Origin of the sequence: Streptomyces lydicus (genome assembly GCF_001729485.1) — a bacterium.
Classification (GTDB): Bacteria; Actinomycetota; Actinomycetes; order Streptomycetales; family Streptomycetaceae; genus Streptomyces; species Streptomyces lydicus_D.
This window is the reverse complement of sequence record NZ_CP017157.1, coordinates 2,556,442-2,581,056: the sequence shown is the minus strand read 5'-3', so window position 1 is coordinate 2,581,056 and position 24,615 is coordinate 2,556,442. Positions and strand designations below refer to the sequence as shown.

General features: G+C 74.1%; 23 protein-coding genes and 1 tRNA gene. 13 read left to right on the top strand and 11 right to left on the bottom strand.

Annotated features, from left to right (window positions below; translation table 11 throughout):
* Positions 1-78 precede the first annotated feature (78 nt).
* Entirely contained in the window at positions 79-801 is a 723-nt protein-coding gene (locus tag SL103_RS11100) for a hypothetical protein (protein ID WP_069568699.1), read from the bottom strand.
* 47 nt (positions 802-848) lie between these two features.
* Between SL103_RS11100 and SL103_RS35880 the strand changes: the two genes are divergently transcribed.
* Positions 849-1,037 carry a DUF5703 family protein gene (locus SL103_RS35880; protein WP_030416245.1) on the top strand — a complete coding sequence of 63 codons (189 nt, stop codon included), beginning with the start codon at positions 849-851 and terminating at the stop codon, positions 1,035-1,037.
* 346 nt (positions 1,038-1,383) lie between these two features.
* Here the strand turns inward: SL103_RS35880 and SL103_RS11095 are convergent, their stop codons facing one another.
* The 3 genes from SL103_RS11095 to SL103_RS11085 all read right to left on the bottom strand — a co-directional run bounded on the left by SL103_RS11095 (position 1,384) and on the right by SL103_RS11085 (position 4,135).
* On the bottom strand, positions 1,384-2,229 hold the full coding sequence (locus SL103_RS11095) for a chaplin (protein ID WP_069568698.1): 846 nt from the start codon (positions 2,227-2,229) through the stop codon (positions 1,384-1,386).
* 185 nt (positions 2,230-2,414) lie between these two features.
* A complete protein-coding gene (locus SL103_RS11090) occupies positions 2,415-2,648 on the bottom strand; it encodes a chaplin (protein WP_069568697.1) in 234 nt (77 codons plus the stop codon).
* A gap of 161 nt (positions 2,649-2,809) precedes the next feature.
* Positions 2,810-4,135, bottom strand: coding sequence for a M20/M25/M40 family metallo-hydrolase (locus SL103_RS11085; RefSeq protein ID WP_069568696.1), 1,326 nt, complete (start codon positions 4,133-4,135; stop codon positions 2,810-2,812).
* Positions 4,136-4,441: 306 nt separating this feature from the next.
* Between SL103_RS11085 and SL103_RS11080 the strand changes: the two genes are divergently transcribed.
* The 9 genes from SL103_RS11080 to SL103_RS11040 all read left to right on the top strand — a co-directional run bounded on the left by SL103_RS11080 (position 4,442) and on the right by SL103_RS11040 (position 13,981).
* A tRNA-Leu gene (locus tag SL103_RS11080) sits at positions 4,442-4,526 on the top strand.
* Between the two features lie 165 nt (positions 4,527-4,691).
* A complete protein-coding gene (locus tag SL103_RS11075; protein WP_069568695.1) occupies positions 4,692-5,651 on the top strand; it encodes a pseudouridine synthase in 960 nt (319 codons plus the stop codon).
* Between the two features lie 129 nt (positions 5,652-5,780).
* Positions 5,781-6,356 carry an effector-associated constant component EACC1 gene (locus SL103_RS37755; protein WP_069568694.1) on the top strand — a complete coding sequence of 192 codons (576 nt, stop codon included), beginning with the start codon at positions 5,781-5,783 and terminating at the stop codon, positions 6,354-6,356.
* A gap of 39 nt (positions 6,357-6,395) precedes the next feature.
* The gene (locus tag SL103_RS39210) at positions 6,396-7,970 is read left to right on the top strand and encodes a caspase, EACC1-associated type (RefSeq protein WP_069568693.1); all 1,575 of its coding nucleotides are present in this window, start codon (positions 6,396-6,398) and stop codon (positions 7,968-7,970) included.
* A 13-nt stretch (positions 7,971-7,983) separates the two neighbouring features.
* Positions 7,984-10,521, top strand: coding sequence for a hypothetical protein (locus SL103_RS37210; protein ID WP_069568692.1), 2,538 nt, complete (start codon positions 7,984-7,986; stop codon positions 10,519-10,521).
* A gap of 54 nt (positions 10,522-10,575) precedes the next feature.
* Positions 10,576-11,889 (top strand): hypothetical protein, encoded by a 1,314-nt coding sequence (locus tag SL103_RS11055; RefSeq protein WP_164492785.1) that lies wholly within the window; start codon positions 10,576-10,578, stop codon positions 11,887-11,889.
* 112 nt (positions 11,890-12,001) lie between these two features.
* Entirely contained in the window at positions 12,002-12,760 is a 759-nt protein-coding gene (locus tag SL103_RS11050; protein WP_069568690.1) for a Bax inhibitor-1/YccA family membrane protein, read from the top strand.
* 105 nt (positions 12,761-12,865) lie between these two features.
* Positions 12,866-13,540 carry an HAD family hydrolase gene (locus SL103_RS11045; RefSeq protein ID WP_099055401.1) on the top strand — a complete coding sequence of 225 codons (675 nt, stop codon included), beginning with the start codon at positions 12,866-12,868 and terminating at the stop codon, positions 13,538-13,540.
* A gap of 18 nt (positions 13,541-13,558) precedes the next feature.
* Positions 13,559-13,981 (top strand): NUDIX hydrolase, encoded by a 423-nt coding sequence (locus SL103_RS11040; RefSeq protein ID WP_208869846.1) that lies wholly within the window; start codon positions 13,559-13,561, stop codon positions 13,979-13,981.
* A 48-nt stretch (positions 13,982-14,029) separates the two neighbouring features.
* Here SL103_RS11040 and SL103_RS11035 read toward each other — a convergent pair whose 3' ends face one another.
* Both SL103_RS11035 and SL103_RS11030 read right to left on the bottom strand, forming a co-directional pair.
* Positions 14,030-15,673, bottom strand: coding sequence for an ABC-F family ATP-binding cassette domain-containing protein (locus SL103_RS11035; RefSeq protein ID WP_069568687.1), 1,644 nt, complete (start codon positions 15,671-15,673; stop codon positions 14,030-14,032).
* 310 nt (positions 15,674-15,983) lie between these two features.
* Positions 15,984-17,405: a cytochrome P450 gene (locus SL103_RS11030; RefSeq protein WP_069568686.1), complete on the bottom strand. Its 1,422-nt coding sequence runs from the start codon at positions 17,403-17,405 to the stop codon at positions 15,984-15,986.
* Positions 17,406-17,548: 143 nt separating this feature from the next.
* Between SL103_RS11030 and SL103_RS11025 the strand changes: the two genes are divergently transcribed.
* The 3 genes from SL103_RS11025 to SL103_RS11015 all read left to right on the top strand — a co-directional run bounded on the left by SL103_RS11025 (position 17,549) and on the right by SL103_RS11015 (position 20,118).
* Positions 17,549-17,956: a hypothetical protein gene (locus SL103_RS11025; protein ID WP_099055529.1), complete on the top strand. Its 408-nt coding sequence runs from the start codon at positions 17,549-17,551 to the stop codon at positions 17,954-17,956.
* Positions 17,957-18,163: 207 nt separating this feature from the next.
* Entirely contained in the window at positions 18,164-18,964 is an 801-nt protein-coding gene (locus tag SL103_RS11020; RefSeq protein WP_079145687.1) for a response regulator transcription factor, read from the top strand.
* The gene (locus SL103_RS11015) at positions 18,961-20,118 is read left to right on the top strand and encodes a sensor histidine kinase (RefSeq protein ID WP_069568684.1); all 1,158 of its coding nucleotides are present in this window, start codon (positions 18,961-18,963) and stop codon (positions 20,116-20,118) included. The genes SL103_RS11020 and SL103_RS11015 overlap by 4 nt, the downstream gene beginning before the upstream one ends.
* Here the strand turns inward: SL103_RS11015 and SL103_RS11010 are convergent.
* The 5 genes from SL103_RS11010 to SL103_RS10990 form a co-directional block, all read right to left on the bottom strand.
* A complete protein-coding gene (locus tag SL103_RS11010) occupies positions 20,094-21,380 on the bottom strand; it encodes an MFS transporter (protein WP_069568683.1) in 1,287 nt (428 codons plus the stop codon). The genes SL103_RS11015 and SL103_RS11010 overlap by 25 nt on opposite strands.
* Positions 21,377-21,940, bottom strand: a complete 564-nt coding sequence (locus tag SL103_RS11005) for a winged helix-turn-helix domain-containing protein (protein WP_069573611.1) — start codon at positions 21,938-21,940, stop codon at positions 21,377-21,379. Before SL103_RS11005 ends, SL103_RS11010 begins: the two co-directional genes overlap by 4 nt.
* 167 nt (positions 21,941-22,107) lie before the next feature.
* The gene (locus SL103_RS11000; RefSeq protein WP_244303885.1) at positions 22,108-22,737 is read right to left on the bottom strand and encodes a cytochrome b/b6 domain-containing protein; all 630 of its coding nucleotides are present in this window, start codon (positions 22,735-22,737) and stop codon (positions 22,108-22,110) included.
* Positions 22,721-23,473, bottom strand: a complete 753-nt coding sequence (locus tag SL103_RS10995; RefSeq protein WP_069568682.1) for a molybdopterin-dependent oxidoreductase — start codon at positions 23,471-23,473, stop codon at positions 22,721-22,723. The genes SL103_RS11000 and SL103_RS10995 overlap by 17 nt, the downstream gene beginning before the upstream one ends.
* A gap of 66 nt (positions 23,474-23,539) precedes the next feature.
* Positions 23,540-24,556, bottom strand: coding sequence for a hypothetical protein (locus tag SL103_RS10990; protein ID WP_069568681.1), 1,017 nt, complete (start codon positions 24,554-24,556; stop codon positions 23,540-23,542).
* Positions 24,557-24,615 lie beyond the last annotated feature (59 nt).

Here is a 24,615-nt window from a genome sequence, read left to right as displayed (position 1 = left end):
AGACCGGGTTTCACCTCGACCACGTTGTCGAGGTGCTCGCGGTTGTCGAGGTGCTCGCGTCGGGCCGGCCCTGGTGGGTCAGCGTTCTCGGTCGAGGGGTTCTCGGTTGAGGCGTTCTCGGTCGAGTGGTTCGAGGAGGTCGTCGTCGCCGTCGAGTTCCTCGTCGAAGACGGCGCTGACGTCGAAGCGGCAGACCACCCGCTGGGGGTCTGCCTGGTCGAAGGGTGCGGACAGCCACTCGCCCGGTTCGGCCGGCTCGTCGGCGGCGGCGACCCAGAGCGTGGAGTCGCCCTCTTCCAGGCCGAACTCCTTGTGCCGGGATGCGATCTCGTCGGGTTCGAACTCGCCGAAGAGGACGCCCAGCGCCGCGTGCACGCTGCTGCCGACCACGGCGGCCGCGTCGGCGCGATCGGCGCCGGCGCCGTTGCCCACGGCCTCGTCGGCGGCGTCCGGATCGAGGTCGGCGATGCGCTGGGCCTGGTGGAGCAGGCGCTGCGGTTCGGCGACGGTGTAGTCGCGCCGGATCAGCACGCTCAGCGCGCTCGGCTCCTCCGGGCCCGCGTAGGCGGGTAGCGAGTCGCTTCCGGGGATCTCGAAGGGGGTGACTTCGTCGTAGGTGTCGTAGAGCAGCTCGTCATAGACCTCAGCCGCGGCGGCGAGCTCGTCGAACGCGGCGTAGACGGCCGGATCGTCCTGCCCCGAGCGGCGTTCGACCGCGTCGAGGTGACGGTCCAGTGCGGTTTTTACCGCCTCGGCGGCGGCACGTACCTCGGCAGCGGAGGGCTGCGCAGCATCAGACATAGTGCAGACGCTATCCGTACCTGGGCCGGTCCCGCACAATAGATGCGATGCCGGAATACGAATTCTGCGATGTGTATGTGCCTCGGGGAGTCTCCCGGAAGGCCACCACACGCCTGCTGACCGACCATGCCGAGTACGGACACTGGGAGTTGGACCGACTGCGCCTGAATCCGGACGGTAGCCGCAAGGTGCGGCTGCGTCGCCGGATCATCCGCCAGCTCCGCGCCACGTGGTGAGGTCCACCGGGGAGTGAGGACCACCGGGGGACGGGGATGAGAGCGATCGGGGGGCGGGAGCCTTGAGGGCTGTCCGGGGGTGAGCGCAGTGGAGCGGGCCCCGTGGCTACGGGGCCCGCTCCGTGGTGCGTCGGTGAACCGGGTTTGTGCGTGTGCCGGTGCACCGTTGTGCGGTCCGCTGTTGTTCAGTGGCGGACGGTGAGCACGGATCCGTTGCCGATTCCGTTGCCGATTCCGATTCCGGTCCCGATCCCCGATTCCGCGTTCCGCTCTCGATGCGGGGGGGGGCCGGGTGCCGTTGGCGTGGCCGACGCGGTGACCCACCGCGGTGGGTCACCGCGGTCGGTCAGCGGCGGGCGGCGCGGCTCCGGCGGTAGAGCACGGCTCCTCCGAGGAGGAGTCCGGCGCTGGCCGGAACCGCGTAGCCGATCGCCCCGGCGCCGGTGTGCGCGAGCTGCTGCCCGGCGGGCTTCGGGGTCGTGACGGCCGGGGTGTGCGGAGCGGGCTGCGGCCGCGTTCCGGGGTTCCCCTGCTGGCCCGGGTTGTGGGGGTGGTGCCCCGTACCCGGGTGGTGCGGCTTGCCCGGGTGCTCGGGCTTACCGGGGTGCTCGGGCTTGCCCGGGTGGTGGGGCTTGCCGGGGTGGTGCGGCTTCCCCGGGTGGTGGGGCTGCCCGGGGTGGTGCGGGTGGCCCGGGTGGTGCGGGTGGTGGCCCACCTCGTTGGCGCAGCCGTTGCCGAAGGCCGGGTTGAGCAGTCCGACCACGTCGACGGTGTTGCCGCAGGCGTTCACCGGGACGTCGACCGGGGCCTGGACGTTGTTGCCCGAGCCGACGCCTGGTGAGTTCGCGGTGCCGCCGGCGGCGTTGGCGCCGCCGTGGTGCCCGCTGCCCTGGTGGTGGCCGCCGTGCTGGCCGCCACCGTGCGCTCCGCCGGCGTGGTGCCGGCCACCGCCGTCGTTGACGCAGTGGTTGCCGAACGCCGGGTTGAGCAGTCCGACCACGTTGACGGTGTTGCCGCAGGCGTTCACCGGGACGTGGAGCGGTACTTGGAGGTTGTTGCCGGATCCCACGCCGGGCGAGTTGGCCGCGCCTCCGGCGGCCCCCGCATCCGCGTACGCGTAGCCGGCAGCCGCGGCGAGTACGCCGCTGGCTGCCGCCATGGTGATCAGGCCCTTTCTTGCGACCTGCCTCATAGGTTGTTCCCCTGCCTAGTGCCTTATCAGGAAAATGCGTGCGGGTGGCGGCCCCCTCGGGGGACCGTACGATCCACCCGCCCACCGAAATACCCAGAGGCTCCGGAATGCATGGCACGCATTCCGGAGCCGGCCCGGATCAGACCGTTACGGGTGCAGATACAACGCCAAAGGACGCCGGAAAGTCACTTGTTGACGCAGTAGTTGCCGAAGGTGGGGTTGAGCAGCCCGATCACGGAGATCGTGTTGCCGCAGGCGTTCACCGGAACGTGTACCGGCACCTGGATGACATTGCCGGACACGATGCCGGGTGAGTGCACGGCGGCACCCTGGGCACCGGAGTCGGCAGTCGCCAGGCCGGCACCGGCAAGCAGCAGCCCGCCGGTCGCCGCCGCAGCAGCGACGATCTTCTTGATCATTCTTCCTCCTTGTAGGCAACCGCGATCCCAACTGCGGACCGCACACACTGCAACGAGGAATAGGCCGTTGAAGCTACGAACACATCGGGGCGTTCACTCTTTTCAGCGAAGTCGGCGCGAACGGCAGGAAATCCGCGCCGAATTCAGCTCCACGCAGGGGCTCAACTCTGTTCGATGAAACGGTCGAGCACCCGCACCCCGAACTTCAGTCCGTCCACCGGCACCCGCTCGTCGACGCCGTGGAACATTCCGGCGAAGTCCAGTTCCGGCGGCAGCTTCAGCGGCGCGAAGCCGAACCCCCGGATTCCGAGGTCGTCGAAGGACTTGGCGTCCGTGCCGGCGGAGAGCATGTACGGCACCGCGCGCGCGATCGGGTCCTCGGCCTGCAGCGCCGACTGCATCGCCTCCACCAGGGCGCCGTCGAAGGTGGTTTCCAGCGCCTTGTCGGCGTGGACGTCCTCGCGCTTCACCCGCGGCCCGAGGATCCGGTCGAGGTCGGCCAGGAACTCCTCCTCGTAGCCGGGCAGGAAACGGCCGTCGACGTGGGCGGTGGCCTGGCCGGGGATCACGTTGACCTTGTATCCGGCGCCCAGCTGCGTGGGGTTGGCGGTGTTCTTCAGGGACGCGCCGATCAGTTTGGCGATGCCGCCGAGCTTCGCCAGCGTGTCGTCCATGTTCTCCGGGTCGAGCTCGGTGCCCAGCGCGTCGCCGAGCTCGTCCAGGAAGACCCGGAGCGTCTTGGTCACCCGTACGGGGAACTCGTGGCGGCCCAGCCGGGCGACGGCCGCGGAGAGTTCGGTGATCGCGTTGTCGCGGTGGATCATCGAGCCGTGGCCGGCCGAGCCGTCCACGGTCAGCTTCATCCAGTGCATGCCCTTCTGGGCCGTCTCGATCAGGTAGAGCCGCAGCTGCTCGTTGACGGTGAAGGAGAAACCGCCGACCTCGCTGATCGCCTCGGTCACGCCCTCGAAGAGCTCCGGGTGGTTGTCGACGAGGTAGCGCGCGCCGTACGTGCCGCCCGCCTCCTCGTCGGCGAGGAACGCCAGGACGATGTCGCGCGGGGGCTTGCGGCCGGTGCGCAGCCGGTCACGGACGACGGCCAGCGTCATCGCGTCCATGTCCTTCATGTCGACCGCGCCGCGGCCCCAGACGCAGCCGTCGGCGATCTCCCCGGAGAAGGGGTGGTGCGTCCAGTCGTCGGCGTTCGCGGGGACGACGTCGGTGTGCCCGTGGATGAGCAGCGCGGGCCGGGAGCGGTCCTCGCCCTCGATGCGGGCGACGGTCGAGGCGCGGCCCTTGTGGGACTCGAAGATCTTGGGTTCCAGGCCGACCTCGGCGAGCTTCTCGGCGACGTACTCGGCGGCGGCGCGCTCACCGGGGCCCGAGTGGTCGCCGTAATTGCTGGTGTCGATCCTGATCAGGTCCCGGCACAGGTCGACCACCTCGTCCTCGCCGGTGACCGTGCGGGCCGGCTGTGACTCGCTCATGCCTCAACCTCGCTTCGCTCGGCGCCGCATTCGCGGGGCTCGCACCTTTCACTGGTTCGCTCGCTGAGCTCGCGCACAGTGCCTCCTCTTGGTTCGCGGCCGCGTCGCGCGCCGTGAGGGGCGCTGCGCGGCGGGGGTCCACCGCCATCCTCCACCCGGGGCCGGTCGGGCCCCAAGGCCGCAATACTCCCGACATGCGCTGGTCACGGCGTCGGGCTCGGCCAGGTGTGCGGGTGATCGACCACCCTCGAAGGTTTGCTATTGTTTTCCACGTCGGAACGGCCCAGGCCGAACGGCAGACACCTTGTCCGGGTGGCGGAATGGCAGACGCGCTAGCTTGAGGTGCTAGTGCCCTTTATCGGGCGTGGGGGTTCAAGTCCCCCCTCGGACACTTCTGAATCAGCGCCCGTCTCGGCTTCGGCCGGGCGGGCGCTGGTGGTTTTCCCGGTGGTTTCCGGGGGCGTGTCCGGTCCGGCTCGCCTTCCTTTCCGGGTCTGACCGGTTTTGCCCGCGGTGTGGCTTGTGGCCGCCGCCTGACCGAGGTTCGCTTGCCCGCATGAGACGCAGATCCGCCGTGCCGCCCGCCCCGCTCCCCCAGCGTGACGGGATCGATCCCGTACGGGTGCGGCTGCCGGCCGATGCGGAGGGCGCGTGGGGCACGGTCGGTGCGCATCTGGTCGACCGGTTCGCAGGGGCGATCGGGGCCGGGCGGGTGACGGAGATGCTGGCCGCGGGGCGGTTCGTGGGGGCGGACGGGGTGCTGAGCGGGGACGAGCCGTACGTGGCGGGGCGCCATGTGTGGTTCCACCGGGATTTCGTGCCGGAGCCGCGGGTTCCGTTCGAGCTGGGCATCGTCCATCGGGACGAGCGGATCGTGGTCGTCGACAAGCCGCACTTCCTGGCGACCACGCCGCGGGGGCGGCATGTCACGGAGACGGCGCTGGCGCGGCTGCGGCGGGAGCTCGGGGTGCCGGCGTTGCAGCCCGCGCACCGGCTGGACCGGCTGACGGCGGGGCTGGCGCTGTTCGTCGTACGGCCCGGGGACCGGGGTGCGTACCAGGGGCTGTTCGCCGCGCGGCGGGTGCGTAAGGAGTACGAGGCGGTGGCGCGGTACGACGGGGCGGTGGCGCTGCCGGTGACGGTGCGCAGCCGGATCGTGAAGGAGCGGGGGGTGCCGGCGGCGCGGGAGGTGCCCGGTGAGGTCAATGCGGAGAGCCGGATCGAGCTGGTCGGGCGGCGGGGCGGGCTGGCGCGCTACCGGCTGCGGCCGGTGACGGGGCAGACGCATCAGCTGCGGGTGCACATGCACGGGCTGGGGCTGCCGATCCTGAACGATCCGTTGTATCCGGGGCCGGGGGACGCCGCGGGTGGGGCGGCGGTGGGGCCGGAGGACTTCGGGTCGCCGCTGCAACTGCTGGCCAGGGTGCTGGAGTTCACCGATCCGGTCGACGGGCGGGCGCTGCGGTTCGAGAGCCGGCTGCGGTTGGCGGCGTGGCCGGCGGACGCGATGGCCTGATCGTGAGACCTGGGTCACTTGTGGCGCCTATGCTGACGGCCCCGGCGGGGCGCAGGTGCGCCTCGTGCGGGCTCAGGAGGAGCTTCCGGGCGGGCTCGGGGCGCGGGGAACGGCGGCGGGGGCGGCGGCGTGCGGGTACGTATCGAGGTGGGCGGGGACGGTGTGGCGGCCGGTGCGGACGAGGCCGCCGGTGAGGCGGTGCGTTCGCTGTTCACGTGGCTGAGCGCTGATCCGGGGGTGGCTTTCGAGGCCGGGCTGTCGCTGGTGCGGCGGGTGGAGGAGCCGGGGCCGATGGGGCCGGCGCTGGAGGCTGTCGAGGCGGTGTTCGACAGTGCGGTGCAGCTGGCGTCGCTGGTGGTGGCGGTGGCCGGCTGGCGCAGTACGCGGCCGCGGGGTGCCCGGGTGCACATCGAGCGTGCGGGGGTGCGGGTCACGGTCGACGGCGGGGATGCCGAGGCGGTGGCGCGGGTGGTGCGGGCGCTCGGCTCGGGGGACGCGGACGAACCGGCTGGGGCGGGCGGTGCCGACGGGGCGGGCGTCGCGGACGAGGCGGACGGGGCGGGCTCGGGGGACGGGCTGGGGAGTATCGGCGAGCCAGGGGAGCCGGGCGGGGCGGGTGGTGCCGGCGGGCCGGGGCGTGGTGACGGGGGCGGTGGTGCGGACGGGCCGGGGGTGGCAGGGGGTTCGGTTGGGGGGTCGGGGTAGGCGGTGGTGGGGGAACTGTCGGATCCGGGTGGTTCTCGCGTGGTGCTGGTCGGCACGCATGCGTATGAGCATCCGGGGCTGCACGACCTTCCCGCGGTGCGCAACAACGTGGGGCGGTTGCGGGAGCTGGTCCGGGATTCCGGTCTGTGGGGGTTGGCGGAGGAGCACTGCCGGGTGCTGGGGCAGCCGGACCGGCAGGGGATGCTGAACGCGGTGTACGACGCGGCGGCCGAGGCGTCGGACACGATGGTGCTGTACTACGCGGGGCACGGTCTGGTGCATCCGCAGTCGGGTGAGCTGCACCTGGCGCTGCCGGGGTCGGACCCGGACCGGCCGCACACGGCGGTGCGGTACGAGGAGCTGCGGTCGATCCTGCTGTCGCCGGCGGGCGGGCGTCCGTCGGCCCGGCGGAAGGTCGTGGTGCTGGACTGCTGCTGGAGCGGGCTGGCGCTGGGTGGGATGGATGCCGGGGACCTCGCTCCGGCGGCCGCGGTGCACGGGGCGTTCGTGCTGACGGCGACGGCGGCGACGCGGCAGGCGCTGGCGGTGCCGGGTGAGACGTACACCGCGTTCACCGGTGAGCTGATCGACGTGGTCGGGTCGGGGGTGGTGGGCGGGTCCGCGTTGCTGAGCATGGCGGAGTTGTACGAGCGGGTGACGCAGGCGCTGGCGGCGAAGGGGCGGCCGTTGCCGCGGCAGAGCAACATCGACCTCGGGTGGCGGATTTCTCTGTTCCGGAACCGCGCGTATCGGGCGGGGGCGGAGGGGGCAGCGGGATCGGGTGCGTCGGCGGGTGTGGTGGGTGGCGCGGCCGGTGGGCGTGGTGCGGTGGCCGCGGTCGGGGCGGGGCGGCGGGCGGGGAGCGGGGGTCCTGCGGGTCCCGTGGTGGGGCCGGAATCCGGTGTGGCGGACGGGTCCGGGGAGGGGCCGGATTCGGGTGCGGTTGACGGGTCCGGGGAGGGGCGGGGCGCGGGTGCGGGTGCGGGCGGGTGGTTGGCGCCGTTGCCGGAGTTGCGTGTGGTGCCGCCGGGTGGGCGGGGTGTGGTGCGGTTGGGGCGGTATCCCGTGACGCATGCGCAGTTCCGTGACTTCCTCGCGGACCCGGGGAACGCGCGGTGGCGTCCCGGGGCGGCGCGGGCGGGGGCGTATGCCGACGAGAACTACCTGGCGGGCTGGCGCGGGCTGGAGTTCCCGGAGGGTCGTGAGGGGCATCCGGTGGTGGCGGTGAGTGCGTATGCCGCGCGGGCGTACGCGGCGTGGGCGGGGCGGCGGCTGGGGGTGGCGCTGCGGCTGCCGACGGTGGCGGAGTGGGAGGTGGCGGCGCGGGCCGGGCGGGGTGGTGAGTGGTGGGCGGCGGATGTCGCGGCGGGGCGGGTCAACTTCCGTGGGAGTCATGGGGAGTTGGTGCGGAACGGGGAATTCCCGCCGAATCCGTACGGCATCGGTGACCTGCTCGGTAACGTCTGGGACATCTGTGTGGACGAGGCGGGGGCGCCGGTGTTGCGGGGCGGTGCGTTCGACACTCCTCAGGCGCGTCTGCGGGAGTGTCCGGTGCCGGGGTCGCCGGCCGAGTGTCGGCGGAACGTCGGGTTCCGCTGTGCCGGTGAGGTGTGACGAGGAGGGTCCTATGCGGGGGGACGGTGTCGACGGGGTGCTGCGGCGGTTGCCGCACACCTGGACGGCGGAGGAGGCCGGGCAGGTCAGGGAGCGGTTCCGGGAGAGCCGGCCGGCGGTGCCCAGGCGTCTGGTGAGCAGGTTGTGGCAGTACTGGCTCCAGCAGTGCCCGGACGCGCCGCTGTTCGGTGACGCCGAGGACGATCTGGCGCTGGTGCTGCATGCGCGGGCGTTGGGGCTGCACGTGCCGGCGGCGGAGGCCGGGTCCGAGGACGGGGCGGTGGCGCGGTGTGTGCGGCGGGCCCGGGAGGCCGCGGAGTGCGGGCCGTTGTTCCCGGCACCGCCGGCGTGGGGGCCGCGGGCGGCGCTGGCGCCGCAGGTGCGGGCGGCGCTGCCGTCGACGTTGCTGCGGGCGTGGGTGGCGGGGGACGACCAGGGCCCGGTCGAGGTGCTGGTGGTCGGTGCGGGCCTCGCGGAGATCCGGCAGCAGGTGGTGCAGGCGGCGCTGACGACGTGTCTGCGGGTGAACGGTCTGGCGGATCTGGAGAGCGCTGATTTCGTCGGGGACCACCTCGGGGTGGGGCTGATCCGGGTGACGGCGGCGCTGTCGGGGACGCAGCCGTCGCTGGATCTGCCGTCGGTGCTGCGGCCGGTGACGGTGGCGGAGGGCGCGTCCTCGACGGCGCGGGGGGCGCTGCTGGACTTCGTGCGGCTGCTGCGGTCGCTGGCGCACGAGACGGGGCTGGTGGAGGTCGCGGACATCGGGTACGGGGAGCTGGTGGCGTACACGCGGGGGTTGCGGGAGCTGGCGGAGCGGGCGGCGGCGGAGCCGGACCGGGCGTTCCTGCGGGCGCCGCGGGAGGCGGACGGGCCGGGGGTGGCGGGTCCGGTGTCGTTGCAGCCGTATCTGCGGACGGTGCGGGGGCGGGGGGCGGCGCTGGGGCTGGAGTTCAGTCCGGATCTGTTCACGACGGACGCGTATGCGGGGCTGGAGCAGGCGCATCAGCGGGTGCTGTCGGAGCGGCTGACGATGGACGCGCGGCTGCGGCGGGACCAGCTGGAAGCGGAGATCGAGCGGCTGAAGGCCGAGCGGGCGGCGTTCGAGGAGGCGACTCCCGAGGAGCAGCGGGCGTTGTGGGCGGCGACGGTGCTGCTGGTGGAGCGGTTCGACGAGCCGACGGGGCGGACGATCCGGCTGACGGAGCCGGAGGAGCGGGAGACCGAGCAGTACTTCCGGGTCAATGTGCCGCAGCTGATCGCGATGCGGGAGCGGTGGGCGCGGCGGATGGCGGAGCTGGTGGAGCAGTTGGAGCGGGCGGTGCACCGGCCGCACGCGCCGGCGCGGCAGGTGGCCGCGGGGCGGTTCCTGGACGCGGCGGTGCGCGGGGTGGTGCCGGACGAGAGTCCGGCGACGGAGCGGGCGTTCCTGTCGTGGTCCACGGAGGTGGCGCCGATGCTGTGGTTCGAGTGGCGGTGTGCGCTGCGGGGGCAGGGCATCGCGCCGGCGGACGTGTTCACCCCGCACACGGTGCTGGTCAGCCGCTATCTGCCGCCGACTGCGGGGGATGCGGCGTTGTTGTTCCTGCATCCGTACACGCTGGTGGATCCGGCGCGGTCGGCGGTGCTGGCGGACGCGGAGCGGTCGGTGACGGTGGTGCGGGACGCCACCGATCATGCCGCGGCGGCGGACGGGGACGGCGGCGGGCCGACGGCGCAGGCGCTGTGGGACGAGCTGGCGGCGCTGGCGGAGCGGCCGCATGCGGAGGCGGAGTTCACGGAGCGGTTCATCGAGGCGTTGCGGGCCCGGCCGGACGGGGTGACGCGGCGGGTGGTCGAGGCGCTGCAGCCGTCGGAGCCGGCGGCCGGTGAGGCGGACGCGATCGAGGTGGCGCTGCGGACGGCGGAGCGGCACACGTCGGTCGGTGAGGGCATGGACCGGGCGTTGTGGGCGATGCGTGCGGAGGCGTTCCTGACGGCGCGGGAGTGTCTGGACGGGGTGCGGGCGGAGCCGCGGTGGCTGGCGCGGGCGTGGCTGCTGCGGGCGGTGGTGGAGTGCCGGGCGGCGCGGCTGGAGTCGCGGGAGATCCCGGGTCTGCTGGGGCATCAGATGCCGGGTCTGCCGGAGGCGGCGACGCGGGCGCTGGACGAGGCGGACAGCGCCGATCCGGAGTTCGCGCGGGCGTGGCTGGAGGCGCTGCCGGAGGCGGGTCTGGACAAGGGCATCCGGCGGTTGTTCCAGGGGGTGCCGCGGGCCCGGGCGAGCTGTACGGGGGATGCCCTGAACAAGGTGGGTGCGGAGCGGGAGTACGCGGTGTGGTTGTTCCGGCGGGCGGTGGAGAACGCGCGGCTGGCGCGGCAGCTGGACGAGGCGGGTGAGGAGCTGGCGGAGCACCAGGAGGCGGTGGACGCGGCGTTGGCGAAGCTGGGCCGGGCGCTGGAGGAGATTCTCGTGGGTCCGTACGTGGGGGGTTCGCGGGCGGTGGCGGAGGAGCTGTTCGAGGTGCTGTCCGGGCAGGAGCCGCCGCGGTACGGCCGGGTTGCGGGGAGGTGAGCGGTGGACAACGAGCTGTATGTGGTGTGGATGGTGCGGACGTCGGAGCGGGCCATGGCGGCGGCGGAGGAGGCATTGGGCAGTTTCGCGGCGCATGATCTGCTGCACCGGATCGGCCGGTTCGGTGAGGCGGAGAGCCGGTTGGCGGAGCTGGCGGCGCGGATCCGTGCGGTGTTCACGCCGCCGGAGTTGCCGGCGACGTTCACGGGGCGGCATCTGCGTCTGCTGGTGGTCCCGACGGTGCAGCCGTTGCTCGCCGAGATCCTGGGGTGCCGGGAGCCGGATGTTTTCGCGACGCTTCTCGACGCGCATCAGCTCGCCCGGGCGCTGCGGGAGGCGGGGGACCGTCAGGACGGGGTGGATGACGCCGAGTTGCTGCTGCTGGCGTTGCTGGCGCGGTTGCCGCGGCTCGCTGCGCGGCACGGTCTGGAGGCGCGTGACTGGGGCGGTTTCGTCGAGGGCCAGGGGTGGTTGACGCCGTATGCGCTGGACCGGCTGACGGATCTGTCGAGGCGGCGGGGGTGGCCGGCGCAGGCGGGGCCGGCGCAGGTTTTGGCGGGGGTGCTGGAGGGGGTCGGGGGGCCGCACGGCGCGGAGGGGGCGGCGCAGTTCGACGCGCTGGCGCTGATCGAGCTGCGGCGACGGATCGGGTTGCTGGGTGAGCGGTTGCGGGGGGACGCGCTGGAGCATGCGGAGGAGGCGGGGCGGCTGGCGCCGGATCTGACCAGTGTGCGGCGGCTGCCGGCGTGGCTGGAGCTGTATGAGCACCGTGCGGTGGCGGTGGGGATGCGGCGGTTGTTCGCGGGGTCGGTGACGGTCGGGGAGCAGTTGGAGGGCCTGTTCAGCGAGCCGCCGCCGGAGGTGGGGCGGCCGTGTCCGGAGGCGCATCTCCAGGTGGTCAACGAGGTGCGGTACGGGGTGGTGCGGCGGCGGATGTCGTTCGACATCGCGTGTGAGGTGGAGGGGCAGGCGCATCCGTCGCTGGTGCTGCGCTGCCGGGGGGTGCGGCCGGAGGACTATCCGGCGATCCGGGACACGATCCATCAGTTGCACGGGAGTGATCTTGCGGCGCAGGGCGAGAGTCTGGGCGAGCGGCTGCTGAACACCGCGGTGCCGCAACGTGTGGGGTTGGCGGGGCGGTTGCGGTCGGCGTTGCGGGAGTACGGCACGGAAGTGGTGCAGTGCGTGGTGCTGACGGGTGTCCGTCAGCCGGTGTCGGTGCCGGCGCCGTGGCGGGATCATCTGGCGGCGTCGCTGCCGTTCGGGGCGCCGCCGGGCGGGGACAGTGTGTTCGCGTCGGTGCCGGAGGTGGCGCGGGCGCTGCGGGCGAGCGTGCCGGCGGGGCGGCGGGTGGTGGAGGTGGTGTGAGGCACTGCGCGGGTGACGGAGCGGGGTGTTCCGCCCGTTGGCCAACTACTCTGGTCCGTAAGGGTGTTGGGCGGTCCCTTGGGGGGCGCGTCCGTGGATTCTGGGAGGTCCGGTGCCCGCGTCGAGCAATCCCGCGATTCGCCATCTGCTGACGCTGGACGGTGCGGTCGCGCCGGCCGCGCCGGTCCGGTCCGGTGGTGGTGTCCGGCCCGTGGCGCCGGACCGTCCGGTGACGTTGGACGACATCGTCGTGGCGACGGTGTCCACGTTCGTGGTGCTGGTGGCGAGCGCCGTGCTGACGGTGCTGCTGGGGCTGGGGTTCCTGGCGTTGCCGGCACTCCTGGCCGGGGCCGGCCTGGGGATCTTCCTGGCGGTCCGGCCGCGGCCGGGTGCGGTGCCGGCGCTGACGTTCGCGGCGTTGCAGGGGATCGTGCTCGGGGAGGCCACGCGGTTCTTCGACGGGCTGTCTCCGGGCGTCGGCACGCTGGCCGTGGTCGGTACCGGCTGCATCTTCGCGGGGACGCTGGCGGCGTACGCGACGCGGCGGGTGCGGATCGGCGCGAAGGGGACGCGCTGGGCGGTGGGGACGGTGCTGGGGCTGGTGGTGCTGTTCCTGGCGGACGTGGTGGCGGCGTGGTGCGGGGTGGACCTGGGGTTGCGGGACGGCGGGGTGTGGTCGTTCGTCATCGGCGGGGTGGCGGTCGCCGCGGCGTCGTTCTTCCTGCTGGTGGACTTCGAGTCGGCCAACCGTTTCCTGCGGTCGGGGGCGTCGTACCGGTGGGCGTGGTATGTGGCGTTCGCGCTGGTGATGACGCTGGTGTGGCTGTACTTGGAGCTGCTGCGGCTGCTGTCGTACGTCAAGTGGTGGTGAGCCGCCCGGCCGGCGGCCGGCCCGCGGAATTTCCGGTGCGGTGGGGCGGGGCGCGTGCGTAGGGTGCGCTGGTCCATGGAGTGCGGGGAGAGGGCCGGCCGGCAGATGCTGATTTTTGACGCGGATGACACGTTGTGGGAGAACAACGTGATCTTCGAGCGGGTCATCGACGAGTTCCTGGAGTGGATGACCCCGCCCGGCGGGGACCGGGCCGCGGTGCGGGCGGTGCTCGACGGGATCGAGGCGGCGCACGCGGTGACGCTGGGGTACGGCAGCAAGGTGTTCCTGCACAGTCTCGGGGAGTGTGTGCGGCGGCTGCGGGGGCGGGCGGTGACGGCGGCGGAGACGGCGCGGATCGCCGGGTGGGCGGCGGCCTTCGACGGCGGCCGGGTGGAGCTGATCCCGGGGGTCGTCGAGACGCTGACGGAGCTGGCGCGGCGGCACGAGCTGCTGCTGCTGACCAAGGGGGACACCGAGGAGCAGCAGCGGAAGGTGGCGGTGTCCGGGCTGACCGGGCACTTCCGGGCGGTGCACGTCGTGGCGGAGAAGAACGTCGGTACGTACGAGGAGCTGATCCGGTCCTACGACCTGGTGCCGTCCGCGGTGTGGATGATCGGCAACTCCCCGAAGTCGGACATCCTGCCGGCCCGTGCGGCGGGCCTCAACGCGGTGTTCATCCCGAACGACCACACGTGGGTGCTGGAGCACGGCGAGCTCGATCCGGGCGACGAGAAGGTGCTGCGGCTGGCGGCGTTCGGCGACCTGCTGCGGCACTTCTGAGCGAGAGGGGTGGAGCGGGTGAGCACGGTGGTGCGGCGGCCCGAGGTGTCGTGTGTCTTCGTGTGCCATGACGGCGCGGGGCGGGTGCTGCTGGCGCGGCGGAGCGCCGGGGCGCGGGACGAGCCGGGCAGTTGGGACTGCGGCGCCGGGGCGCTGGAGTTCGGTGAGTCCTTCGAGGCGGCGGTGGCCCGGGAGGTGTACGAGGAGTACGGCGTCCGGCCGCTGGGCGTCGAGCGGCTGGGGGTGCGCAATGTGCTGCGCGGCGATCCGGTCACCTCGCACTGGGTGGCGGTGGTGTTCGCGGTGCGGGTGGATCCGGGCGGGGTGCGGATCGGTGAGCCGCACAAGTTCGACGCGCTCGCCTGGTACGGGCCCGGGGAGTTGCCGGCGCCGCTGCATTCGCAGTGCGGGGAGAGTCTGGCGCTGTTCGCCGCGCGCTGACGGTCCGGCCGGCGGGGTGTTGTGTCCCCGCCGGCCGGTCGCGGGCGGCTACAGCGGTTCGATGCCGGTCAGTTCACCGTCCTCCAGGGCGAGCCAGCGGGTGATGCCGAGGTCCCGCAGGAACGGCAGGTCGTGGCTGACGACCAGCAGCGCGCCCTGGTAGGACTCCAGGGCGGTGACCAGTCGGCGGACCGAGGCCATGTCGAGGTTGTTGGTCGGTTCGTCGAGCATCAGCAGCTGCGGGGCCGGGTCGGCGAGCATCAGCGCGGCGAGCGAGGCGCGGAAGCGTTCGCCGCCGGAGAGCGTGCCGGCCTGCTGGTCGGCGCGGGCGCCCTTGAAGAGGAAGCGGGCGAGGCGGGCCCGGATGTGGTTGTTGGTGGCGTCCGGAGCGTGCCGGGCGACGTTCTCGACGACGGTCAGGGTGTCGTCGAGGACGTCCAGGCGCTGCGGGAGGAAGCGGTGCGGGACGTGGGCGTGGGCGGTGCCGGCGTCCGGGGGGAGCTCACCGGCGACGGTGCGCAGCAGGGTGGTCTTGCCGGAGCCGTTGTGGCCGGTCAGCGCGATGCGTTCGGGTCCGCGTACCTCCAGGTCGGCGCGGGCGCCGTAGCGGGTCCGCAGGGCGTCCAGGGTGAGGACGGTGCGGCCCGGCGGTACGGCGGTGTGCGGCAGGTCGATGCGGATCTCGTCGTCGTCCCGGACCGCTTCGGTGGCTTCGTCGAGGCGTTCCCTGGCTTCCTTGAGGCGTTCGGTGTGCAGGGCGCGGTGTTTGCCGGCGGAGACCTGGGCCTCCCTCTTGCGTTCGTTCATGACGATCTTGGGTTCGCGTTTGTTGGCGTTCATCTTGTTGCCGTAGCGGACCCGGCGGGCCAGTTTGACGTGGGCGTCGGCCAGTTCGCGTTTCTGGCGCTGGACGTCGGCCTCGGCGGCCCGCACCATGCGCTCGGCCGCCTCCTGTTCGACGGCGAGGGCCTCCTCGTAGGCGTGGAAGTTGCCGCCGTACCAGTGGATCTCGCCGTCGCGGAGGTCGGCGATCCGGTCGACGAGCTGGAGGAGTTCGCGGTCGTGGCTGACCACGACGAGCACTCCGGACCAGGTGCTGACCGCGGTGTGGAGCCGTTGCCGGGCGGCCCGGTCGAGGTTGTTGGTGGGTTCGTCGAGCAGCAGCACGTCGGGGCGGCGCAGCAGCAGGGCGGCCAGCCGGAGGAGGACGGACTCGCCGCCGGAGATCTCGCCGATGGTGCGGTCGAGGTCGATGCCGGGCAGGCCGAGCTGGTCGAGGGTGGCGCGGGCGCGTTCCTCGACGTCCCAGTCGTCGCCGACGGCGGTGAAGTGCTCCTCGCCGGCATCGCCGTTCTCGATGGCGTGCAGGGCGGTGCGGGCGGCGGCGATGCCGAGGGCCTCGTCGACGCGGAGGTGGGTGTCGAGCGGGGCGTGCTGCGGGAGGTAGCCGACGTCGCCGGCGACCTTGACGCTGCCCGCGGTGGGGGTCAGTTCGCCCGCGATCAGCTTCAACAGGGTTGATTTTCCTGATCCGTTGAGGCCGATGAGGCCGGTGCGGCCGGGGCCGGCGGCGAAGTGGAAGCCGTCGAGGACGGGGGTGCCGTCGGGCCAGTCGAAGCCGAGTCCGGTGCAGACGACGGAGGCGGCGCCGCCGGGGGTGGCGAGGGAGGCGGACGAGGGTGTCTTTGACACAGGGGTCTCCTGGGTGCGCGTGGTGGGTGCGGCGGGGGATTGCGCAGGAGACACCGCGGGAACGCCGGGTGCGCCGGGGTACGCCGTGTGGGTACGCCGAGGTCGCGGACGACGCCGCGCGATGCCGGGCATGCGCGGGCGCGGTGTCTTGCGGACCTCAGACGAGCAACGGCCTTCTCCGATCGGCGGCAATGGGACCGGGAATGACGGTACGGGGGGCGCCACCCAAAAGCAAACGCTATTTTCGTTGCGTTTGGCCGGGCCGGTGGTCGTCGGCCCGGCGCGGCGCCCCGGTCGTGCGGCCTGCCGCCTACTCCCCCGCTCCCCCGCCGGAGCCGGCGCGCGGGCGCAGCCGTACCCGGGCCGGGCCGGTGGCCTGCAGGGTGATCCCGGCGGCGACCGGCACCTCCTCGTCCACCGCCTCCAGTTCGTACGCGCGCAGCAGCACCGCCAGCGCCAGTACCGACTCCAGCATCGAGAAGTGCTGGCCGATGCAGGCGCGCGGGCCGCCGCCGAACGGGAACCAGGCGTAGCGGTGCCGTTCGGCCTCCCGCTCGGGTGTGAAGCGGTCGGGGTCGAAGCGCTCCGGGTCCGGCCACAGCGCCGGGTTGCGGTGCGTCACCCAGGGCGAGACGACCACGTCGGCGCCGGCCGGGATGCGGTACCCGCCGATCTCGGTGGCCGCGACGGCGCGGCGGCTGACGACCGGCGCCGCCGGGTACAGCCGCATGGCCTCCTTGAGCGCCCGGGTCAGCCGCGGCAGCCGGTCCAGGTCGGCGGCGGTGGGGGTGCGGCCGCCCAGTACCCGGTCGATCTCCGCGCGCACCGCGGCCTGTTCGTCGGGGTGCCGGGCCAGCAGGTGGAGGGTGAAGGCCAGCGAGGTGGCGGTGGTCTCGTGCCCGGCGAGCAGGAAGATCAGGACCTGTTCGCGGATCTCGGTGGCGTCCAGCGAGCCGTCCTCGTCGTTGCCGGCGGCGGAGAGCAGGGACAGCAGGTCGTCGCCCTCGGCCACGTCGGTGCCGGCCGCCCGGCGTTCGGCGATGACGTTGTCGCACACCGCGTTGAGCTCGTCGGTGGCGGCCCGGGCCCGCAGGTTGGCGGGGGTGGGCCAGTGCCGCGGGAGCTTCACGGGTACGTAGGCGCGCTGGACGACATAGGCGTTGATGACCGGCAGGCACCGGTGGATGGCGGCCACGGCCTGCTCGGCGTCCACGCCGAACAGGATCCGGGAGACGGTGCGCAGCGCGAGCCGGTTCATCTCGGGGACGAGGTCGACGGTCTGGTCCCGGGCGGTGTGCCAGCGGTCGGCGAGGGTGCCGGCCTCGGTGGTCACGGCCGACGCGTAGCCGTCCACCCGCCGCTTGGTGAACAGCGGCTGCACCAGCCGCCGTTGGCGGAGGTAGTCGGCGTCCTGGCTGGTGAGCAGGCCGTTGCCGAAGGACTGCCGGACCTCCTCGTACAGCGGGTGGTCCTTGCGGAAGTTGGCGGCCTGGGAGGCGAGGACCTGCTGCACGCCCTCGGGGGCGAAGAGGGCGTAAAAGACGCTGCGCAGGCCGGGCGGTCCGGCCTCCAGGCGGATCACGTCGCCGTGTTCGCGCTGGGCGCCGAGGAAGGTGGCGAGCGAGTCGCGCCGCAGGTCTAACATCGAGCCGAGGACGGGCAGACCGGCCGGGCCGGGTATCTCACGGTGCGCCGCGGCGCCGGGCTGGGGGTGGGACTCGGTAAGGGACATGCCCGCATCTCTATCCAGTTGGGGTACGCGCCTATTCCGCCGGCGGGGTCCGGATTTCGCGGCGGGGCCGGTGGCGGGCGGCGCGGGCCGGGGCGGGGAGCGCGGCGCGGGGCCGGTCCGGGGGCCCGCGTAGCATGGGCCGGATGATCAACAAGCGTGCCGGACGGCCGGCCACCGCCGACGCGGCCCCGTGCCGGGTCACCGTGTGCCGCGGCTGCTGCTGCGGCGACGCGGCCAAGATCCCGGGCGTCGACCACGCCGGGCAGATACCCCGGCTGCGGGCGGCGCTGGACGGGGCGGCGCCGGTGCGGGCCTCGGAGTGCCTGGACGTCTGCGACCAGGCGAACGTGGTCGTGGTGCAGCCGTCGGCGGCGGGCCGCGCCGCGGGCGGCCGCCCGGTCTGGCTGGGACTGGTCAACGACGACGACGCGCTGGCCGACATCGCCGCCTGGATCCGCGCCGGCGGGCCCGGCCTCGCGGAGCCGCCGGGAGTGCTCGACCTGTACGCGATCACCGTGTCGCGGCGCGTACGGGAGGGCCTGGAGGGCTGACGCGGACGCCCGCCTGCCCGCGGAACGCCGGGCGCGGGCCGCCCGCCGGACGGCCGGCACGGCCCGGTGACGCCGCGGCCCGTACGGTCCGGTCCGGTCCGGTCCGGTTACCGGAGTCTTACGGACGCGGGCCGGACTATCCGCGGCGGCGGCCGCTGGTGTTGGCTGGAAACATGACGTATCCCCCGGGCCGGGCACGCTGATCCCGTGCACCGACCACCGCAGCCCCCCGCCGACCCGTCCGCCGCCGCGCCCGGGCCACCGCGCCGCGTCCTCGTCGTCGAGGACGACCCGACCGTCGCCGAGGTCGTCACCGGCTATCTCTCGCGCGCCGGCTACGAAACCGCGCACGCCGCCGACGGCTTCACCGCGCTGGACCGGGCCGCCACGTTCCGCCCGCACCTGGTCGTGCTCGACCTGATGCTGCCGGGCCTGGACGGCCTGGAGGTGTGCCGCAGGCTGCGCCACGCGGAGGACGGCCCGGCGGTGCCGGTGGTGATGCTGACGGCGCGCGGCGAGGAGGCGGACCGCATCCTCGGCCTGGAGCTGGGCGCGGACGACTATGTGACCAAGCCGTTCAGTCCGCGGGAGCTGGTGCTGCGGATCGGTTCGGTGCTGCGCCGCGCGGAGGCCGCGCCGCCGGCCGCGGCCCCCTCCCCCGTCCTGCGGGCCGGCCCGCTCACCGCCGATCCGGGCGGCCGGCGGGCCGACCGCGCCGGGCGCCGGCTCTCCCTGACCGCCCGCGAGTTCGACCTGCTGGTCTTCCTGATGCGCCACCCGGGACGGGTGTTCTCCCGCGAGCAGCTGCTGCAGCAGGTGTGGGGGTGGGAGTTCGGCGACCTGTCGACGGTGACCGTGCACGTCCGGCGGCTGCGCGAGAAGATCGAGACGGACCCGGCCGCGCCCCGGCTGGTGACCACGGTGTGGGGCGCCGGCTACCGCTTCGACCCGGCGGGCGACGAGCCGCCGGCCGGCGGCGCGCCCGGGGAAGGCGACGGCGGAGCATGACGGACTTCCTGGTCATCGTGGCGCTCGCGGCGCTGGGTGCGGCGCTGGTGGGGCTGCTCGCCGCGCCCGCGGTCCGGGCGCTGCGGCGGCGCTCGGTGGCGCTGTCGCTGTTCGCGGTGGCGGCGCTGGCGGTGGCGGCGATGGCGGCGGGGACGGTGGCGGTCGCCCAGGCGATGTTCCTGTCGGGCCACGACCTGGGCGTGGTGATGGCTGTGGTCGCGGTGTCCGGTGTGGTGTCGCTGGCCGCCGCGCTGCTCTTCGGTCGGCGGATCGCGGCGGGCAGCCGGGAGCTGGCGCGGTCGGCCCGTACGGTCGGCAGCGAGGGCGGCTTCGTGGCGCCCACCGAACCACCGACGTCCGAACTGGCCGCGCTGGCACGGGCGTTGGAGGAGACCAGCGCGCACCTCGCGGAGGCCAGGGAGCGGGAGCGGGCGCTGGACGCCTCCCGGCGGGAGCTGATCGCGGGGATCTCGCACGATCTGCGGACGCCGCTGGCCGGGCTGCGGGCGATGGCCGAGGCGCTGGAGGACGGGGTCGCCGAGGACACCGCGCGCTACCACGCCCGGATGCGGGTCGAGGTGGAGCGGCTGGCCGCGATGGTCGACGACCTCTTCGAGCTGGCCCGTATACAGGCCGGGGCGCTGGCCCTGACCTTCTCGCGGGTGTCGGTCTACGACCTGGTGGACGACGCGCTGGCCGGCGCCCGGCCGCTGGCGCGGGCGAGCGGGGTGCGGCTGGTGGACGGCGGGGTGGTGCCGCTGCCGGTGCGGGTGGACGCCCAGCAGATCACCCGGGTCCTGGGAAATCTGCTGGTCAACGCGATCCGGGCGACGCCGGCCGACGGCACCGTCGCGGTCAGCGCACGGGACGAGGACGGCCGGGTGGTGCTCGCGGTGGAGGACGGCTGCGGCGGCATCCCGCCCGCGGACCTGGCGCGGGTCTTCGACACCGGCTGGCGGGGCGGCAGCGCGCGCACCCCGCGGGCGGACGGCGAGGGCGGGGCGGGCCTGGGCCTCGCGATCGTCCGCGGCATCGTGGAGGCCCATCAGGGCCGGGCGACGGTCCGGAACACCGGTGCGGGCTGCCGGTTCGAGGTGACGCTGCCGTCGGCGCAGCCGCGGGCGGAGCCTCAGACGGGGTCGCCGACGGCCTGATCCCGCTCCGCTCCCGGGCCCGGTTCCGCACGGCGCGCGGGCAGTTCGCGGACGGTGCGGACCGGGGAGAACAGCAGGATCAGGGCGGCCAGCGGAACACCGGCCGTCATGATCCACATGGCGGTGCGGACGCCGAGGGCGGCGCCCAGCGCGCCCCCGAGCAGCGCACCCAGGGGCAGCGTGCCGTAGTTGAGGAAGGCGCTGCTGGCGACCAGCCGGCCGAGCAGCGGCGGGGGGCAGTAGTCCTGCTGGAAGCTCACCTTGAGGATGTTGCCGGCCACCACTCCCGCGCTGACGCCGAAGCTGCCGGCGACGTAGAGCAGCGCGCCGGCGCCGGACGTGGTGAGCGGGATGAGCAACGCCAGGCAGGGGACGCCGAGTTCGAAGAACAGCACGGCGCGGGCGGTGCCGAGCCGGCCGGCGGTGCGGCGGACCGCGAAGGCGCCCGCGATGCCGCCCGTGCTCGCCAGCGCCAGCAGTCCGCCGACCGCTCCGGCGGGCAGTCCCACCTCGCGGACCAGGAAGACCGCGGCGAGGGACTGGTATCCCATGAGGGCGAGGTTGGAGGCGGCGCCGAAGAGCGTCATCGTACGGAACCAGACGTCGCCGGCGACCAGCCGCAGGCCCTCCGCGACCTCCCGGCGCAGCGCGCGCGGCGCACCGTCGCGGGTGGCCGGGCGGGGTTCGCGGTGGCGGATGCCGAGCAGGCAGAGCAGGGCGACGAGGAAGGTGGCGGCGTTGGCGAACAGGCCGTTGACGGCGCCCGCCAGTTGGGCGAGGAGACCGGCCGCGCCCTGGCCCACGATCTGCGCCGCGGAGGCGCTGCCGTGCAGCTTGGCGTTGCCCTCGGCCCGGTCGGCGGGCGCGAGCAGGGTGGGGAGGTAGGCGCTGTAGGCGGTCTGGAAGACCACCGCGGCGGCGCCGGTCAGCAGTGCCACGGCGATCAGCAGGCCGAGGTTGAGCCCGCCGGCCCGGGCCAGTACCGGTACGGCGGCGAACAGCAGCAGCGACACCGCGGCGGCGGCCAGCATCAGGGGGCGGCGGCGCACCCGGTCCACCCACACCCCGACCGGGAGGCCGATGAGCAGCCAGGGCAGCCAGCCGCAGGCGCTGAGCAGGCCGACCGCGAAGGTGGAGGCGTGCAGGGTGGCGACCGCCACCAGCGGCATCGCCACGCCGGTGACCGCCGCGCCGAATTTCCCGGCCGTCTCGCCGCACCACAGCAGCCGGAAGTCGCGGTGGCGGCGCAGGAGTCCGCTCATCCGCCGTCCCTCTCCTTGCGGGGGAAGGACTGGAGCTGGACGAGGACGGGCCGGGCGTCGTCGGCGCCGGCCGCGGTCCCGTCCCGGGCGGCCGCCCGGTGCCGTACCACCACGGCCTCCAACTCGGCGTTCAGTGCGGCGAGTTGTTCCGGGGTCAGGCGCAGGTCCTGCCAGCGGGAGAGGGTGCCGGCGTCCCGCCACTCCTCGTCCCAGTCCTCGGCGAGGTAGGTGGTGACCTGCTCGAAGTCCCGCTGGACGGTTTCGTGCAGGTAGACCGACAGGGCGCCCCGGGAGTCGGGGTCGTGGCGGAAGTCGTTGGTGTCGAGGCGGCGGGCCACCCGCACCGCCCGCCACCAGCGTTCGCGTCGGGTGCCGCGCTCGGTGTCCTCCTCGATGAAGCCGTGGTCGGCGAGGTGGCGCAGGTGCCAGCTGACGGTGCCGGTGTTCTCGCCGAGGCGGCGGGCGAGTCCGGTGGCGGTGTCCGGGCCGTCGAGGACCAGCAGGTCCAGGATGCGCATCCGCAGCGGGTGGGCGAGGCCGCGCAGGCTGCGGGCGTCCATGCGGCGGACGGGAGGGGTGGCGGAGGGGTCGGGGCGCGCCGGGTCGGGCCCGGAGGGTGCGGTCATAGGCAGGAGCATAGGGTTGCAGAGGACTCTCTGCACAGGGTTCTCTGCAGAGAAACCTCTGCAATGTGCCCGGGGCGGCCTCCCCCGCAAGTCCCCCGCGGTTACCGGGCCTTGTCCTCGTGCTCCCACAGCGGGTGCTCGCGGGCGGCCCACCCGGCGTCCACCGAGCCGGTGCGCATCCCGCGGCGGGACTCCGGGTCGGCGTACGCCTTCCAGACGTGGCCGGCGATCACCACGACGACGGCGAGGGCGAGCCAGTCGTGGACGAAGGTGGCGCCGGTACGCCACACCAGGGGCGCGAGGTGGGTGAACCACATCAGCAGTCCGGTGGCCGCCATCACCAGGACCGCGCCGGCGATCCACGCGGCGTAGAGCTTCTGGCCGGCGTTGAACTTCCCGGCCGGGCGGTCCCCGCGGCGGCGCAGCGCGGCGCGCAGCCAGCGGCGGTCGTGCGGGCCGAAGCGGTTGAGGCGGCGCAGGTCGGTGCGGAGCGCGCGGGAGGCGAGGCCGAGCAGCAGCGGGACGGGCAGCAGGATGCCGGACCACTCGTGGACGGTGACCACCAGGGCGCGGCGGCCGACGAGTTCGGCGAGGAAGGGCAGGTACAGGCAGGCCGCGGTGAGCACGCAGACAGCCATCAGGGCGGCGGTGGCGCGGTGCACCCGGTGTTCGGCGGGGGTGAAGCGCGGCACCCGGGGCCGGCCGGCCGGGGGCTCAGGTGGTCGGGGCATCGTCGCGTCCGTTCGACCGGCCGACCCAGGCGTCGACGTCATATCCGAGGTTCTCCCAGTATCCGGGCAGGACGTGGTCGGTGACGGTGATGCCGGAGAGCCACTTCGCCGACTTGTAGAAGTACATGGGCGCGACGTAGAGCCGCACCGGCCCGCCGTGGGCGTGGGCGAGCGGCGCGTCCTGCATGCGCAGCGCGACCAGCACGTCGTGGCGGCGGGCCTGTTCGAGGGTGAGGGATTCGCTGTAGGCGCCGTCGAAGCAGGTGAAGCGGACGGCCCTGGCCTCGGGGCGGACGCCGGCGGCGTCGAGGAGGTGCGAGAGCCGTACGCCCTCGAAGGGGGTGTGCGGGACCCGCCAGCCGGTGACGCACTGGACGTCGCGCACGACCCGGGTCTGCGGCAGCGCGCGCAGGTCGGCGAGGCGGTACGCGGCCCGGTGGCGCACCAGGCCGTCGACGGTGAGGCGGTAGGTGTGCTCGTCCTTGTCCGGTACGGGGCCGGTCACCGAGTAGTAGCGGAAGCCGCCGCCGCCCGGGAGCAGCCCGGACAGGCCGGTGGGGTCCTGCTGTGCGGCGGCGCCGAGGGTGTCGTCCCAGGCTCGCTGGAGCAACGGGGCCGCGGCGACGCCGGCGGCGCCCGCGGCGAGCATGCCGAGCACCACCCGGCGGCCGACGGGCGTGCCGCTGCCGTCGGCGCCGTGGTCCGGCGTGCCGGCCGGATTCGCTTCCTTGGTCACCCTTCGATTCGAACACCGCGCGGGGCCGGGGGCCAGCGTCCGGGCCCCGGCGTCAGACTTTCGTCATCAGCCGGGCGCGCCCCGGTCGTCGTCCGGGCCGTCGTCCCGGTCGTGGTCCGGGCCCAGGGCGGCCTCGCGGGCGGCCCGGAACGCGCCCTCCGCGTCGCGGCCCCCGTACGACCACGGCGCGCGGGTGGCGTGCGGGCCGATGCGCCGGAAGAGGGTGGCGGCCTCGGCCAGCCGCCCCTGGTGGAACGTGGCGTGGGCGAGGAAGTTGACATCGAGCTTGCCGCGGGGGTGGCCCTCGCCCTCCCATTCCAGCCACCAGTCGAAGGCGGCCCGCAGGACGGCGTGGGCGTGCCGGGTGGACCAGTGGCCGGAGTCCGCGGGGTCGGGGGGCTCCAGCCCGGCGCGGGCCCGTACGCGGTAGCGCTCGGCGTGCGCGACGACGGGGAGCAGGGCGAGCGGCGAGTCGGCGGGGGCGCGGGCGGCGGCCCGGGCGGCGAAGCCGTGGGCGGGGTGGTGCGGGCCGCAGGTGCCGTCCGGCCGGTCCTCGGCGAGGGCGGCGGTCATCAGGTGGTGGGCGTGGTGGTGGTCGGGGTGGCGGGCGCGGATCTGGTGGAAGGCGTAGGCGCGTTCGTCGGGGGTGCCGGCGCGGCGGGCGAGGAGCAGCGCGCCGAGCCAGGGGGTGGGGTCGTCGGGCAGCATCCGGGCTGCGGTGGCGCAGGCCGCGGCGGCGTCGCCGGTGGTGGTGCGGCCGCGCAGGGCACGGCGGACGGTGGCGAGGGCCAGCAGGGTGGCGGCGTCGCCGCTGTCCGGTTCGGCGAGCTGCCAGTCGCCGGCCCAGGCGGCGCTGCCGGGGCAGCCGGCCAGGACGGTTAACCGGTGGCCGCGCCGGTCCCAGTCCGCGCCGGTCTCGGCGAGCAGGGTGCGCACCCGGGCCCACTGGCCGAGTGCCAGCGCGTCGGCGGCGACGGCCAGTTCGGTGTCGTCCAGGGCCGGCGCGAGGGCCGGGGCCCCCGGACGGCGGGCGCGCCGGAGGGCCGGTGGCGGCGGTGGGGGTGGCGAAGGGGATATCGACATCACGGGTCAGGGGGCTCCATGGCGCGCCGCGGCGGCCGTGCGCCGCACCGTCGTCCTCG

Bases quoted from the DNA above. Each gene is read 5' to 3' on its own strand.
- SL103_RS11100 (WP_069568699.1), bottom strand. From the start codon at position 801: ATGTCTGATGCTGCGCAGCCCTCCGCTGCCGAGGTACGTGCCGCCGCC.
- SL103_RS35880 (WP_030416245.1), top strand. From the start codon at position 849: ATGCCGGAATACGAATTCTGCGATGTGTATGTGCCTCGGGGAGTCTCC.
- SL103_RS11095 (WP_069568698.1), bottom strand. From the start codon at position 2,229: ATGAGGCAGGTCGCAAGAAAGGGCCTGATCACCATGGCGGCAGCCAGC.
- SL103_RS11090 (WP_069568697.1), bottom strand. From the start codon at position 2,648: ATGATCAAGAAGATCGTCGCTGCTGCGGCGGCGACCGGCGGGCTGCTG.
- SL103_RS11085 (WP_069568696.1), bottom strand. From the start codon at position 4,135: ATGAGCGAGTCACAGCCGGCCCGCACGGTCACCGGCGAGGACGAGGTG.
- SL103_RS11075 (WP_069568695.1), top strand. From the start codon at position 4,692: ATGAGACGCAGATCCGCCGTGCCGCCCGCCCCGCTCCCCCAGCGTGAC.
- SL103_RS37210 (WP_069568692.1), top strand. From the start codon at position 7,984: ATGCGGGGGGACGGTGTCGACGGGGTGCTGCGGCGGTTGCCGCACACC.
- SL103_RS11055 (WP_164492785.1), top strand. From the start codon at position 10,576: ATGGCGGCGGCGGAGGAGGCATTGGGCAGTTTCGCGGCGCATGATCTG.
- SL103_RS11045 (WP_099055401.1), top strand. From the start codon at position 12,866: ATGCTGATTTTTGACGCGGATGACACGTTGTGGGAGAACAACGTGATC.
- SL103_RS11030 (WP_069568686.1), bottom strand. From the start codon at position 17,405: ATGTCCCTTACCGAGTCCCACCCCCAGCCCGGCGCCGCGGCGCACCGT.
- SL103_RS11025 (WP_099055529.1), top strand. From the start codon at position 17,549: ATGATCAACAAGCGTGCCGGACGGCCGGCCACCGCCGACGCGGCCCCG.
- SL103_RS11015 (WP_069568684.1), top strand. From the start codon at position 18,961: ATGACGGACTTCCTGGTCATCGTGGCGCTCGCGGCGCTGGGTGCGGCG.
- SL103_RS11010 (WP_069568683.1), bottom strand. From the start codon at position 21,380: ATGAGCGGACTCCTGCGCCGCCACCGCGACTTCCGGCTGCTGTGGTGC.
- SL103_RS11005 (WP_069573611.1), bottom strand. From the start codon at position 21,940: ATGGACGCCCGCAGCCTGCGCGGCCTCGCCCACCCGCTGCGGATGCGC.
- SL103_RS11000 (WP_244303885.1), bottom strand. From the start codon at position 22,737: ATGCCCCGACCACCTGAGCCCCCGGCCGGCCGGCCCCGGGTGCCGCGC.
- SL103_RS10990 (WP_069568681.1), bottom strand. From the start codon at position 24,556: ATGTCGATATCCCCTTCGCCACCCCCACCGCCGCCACCGGCCCTCCGG.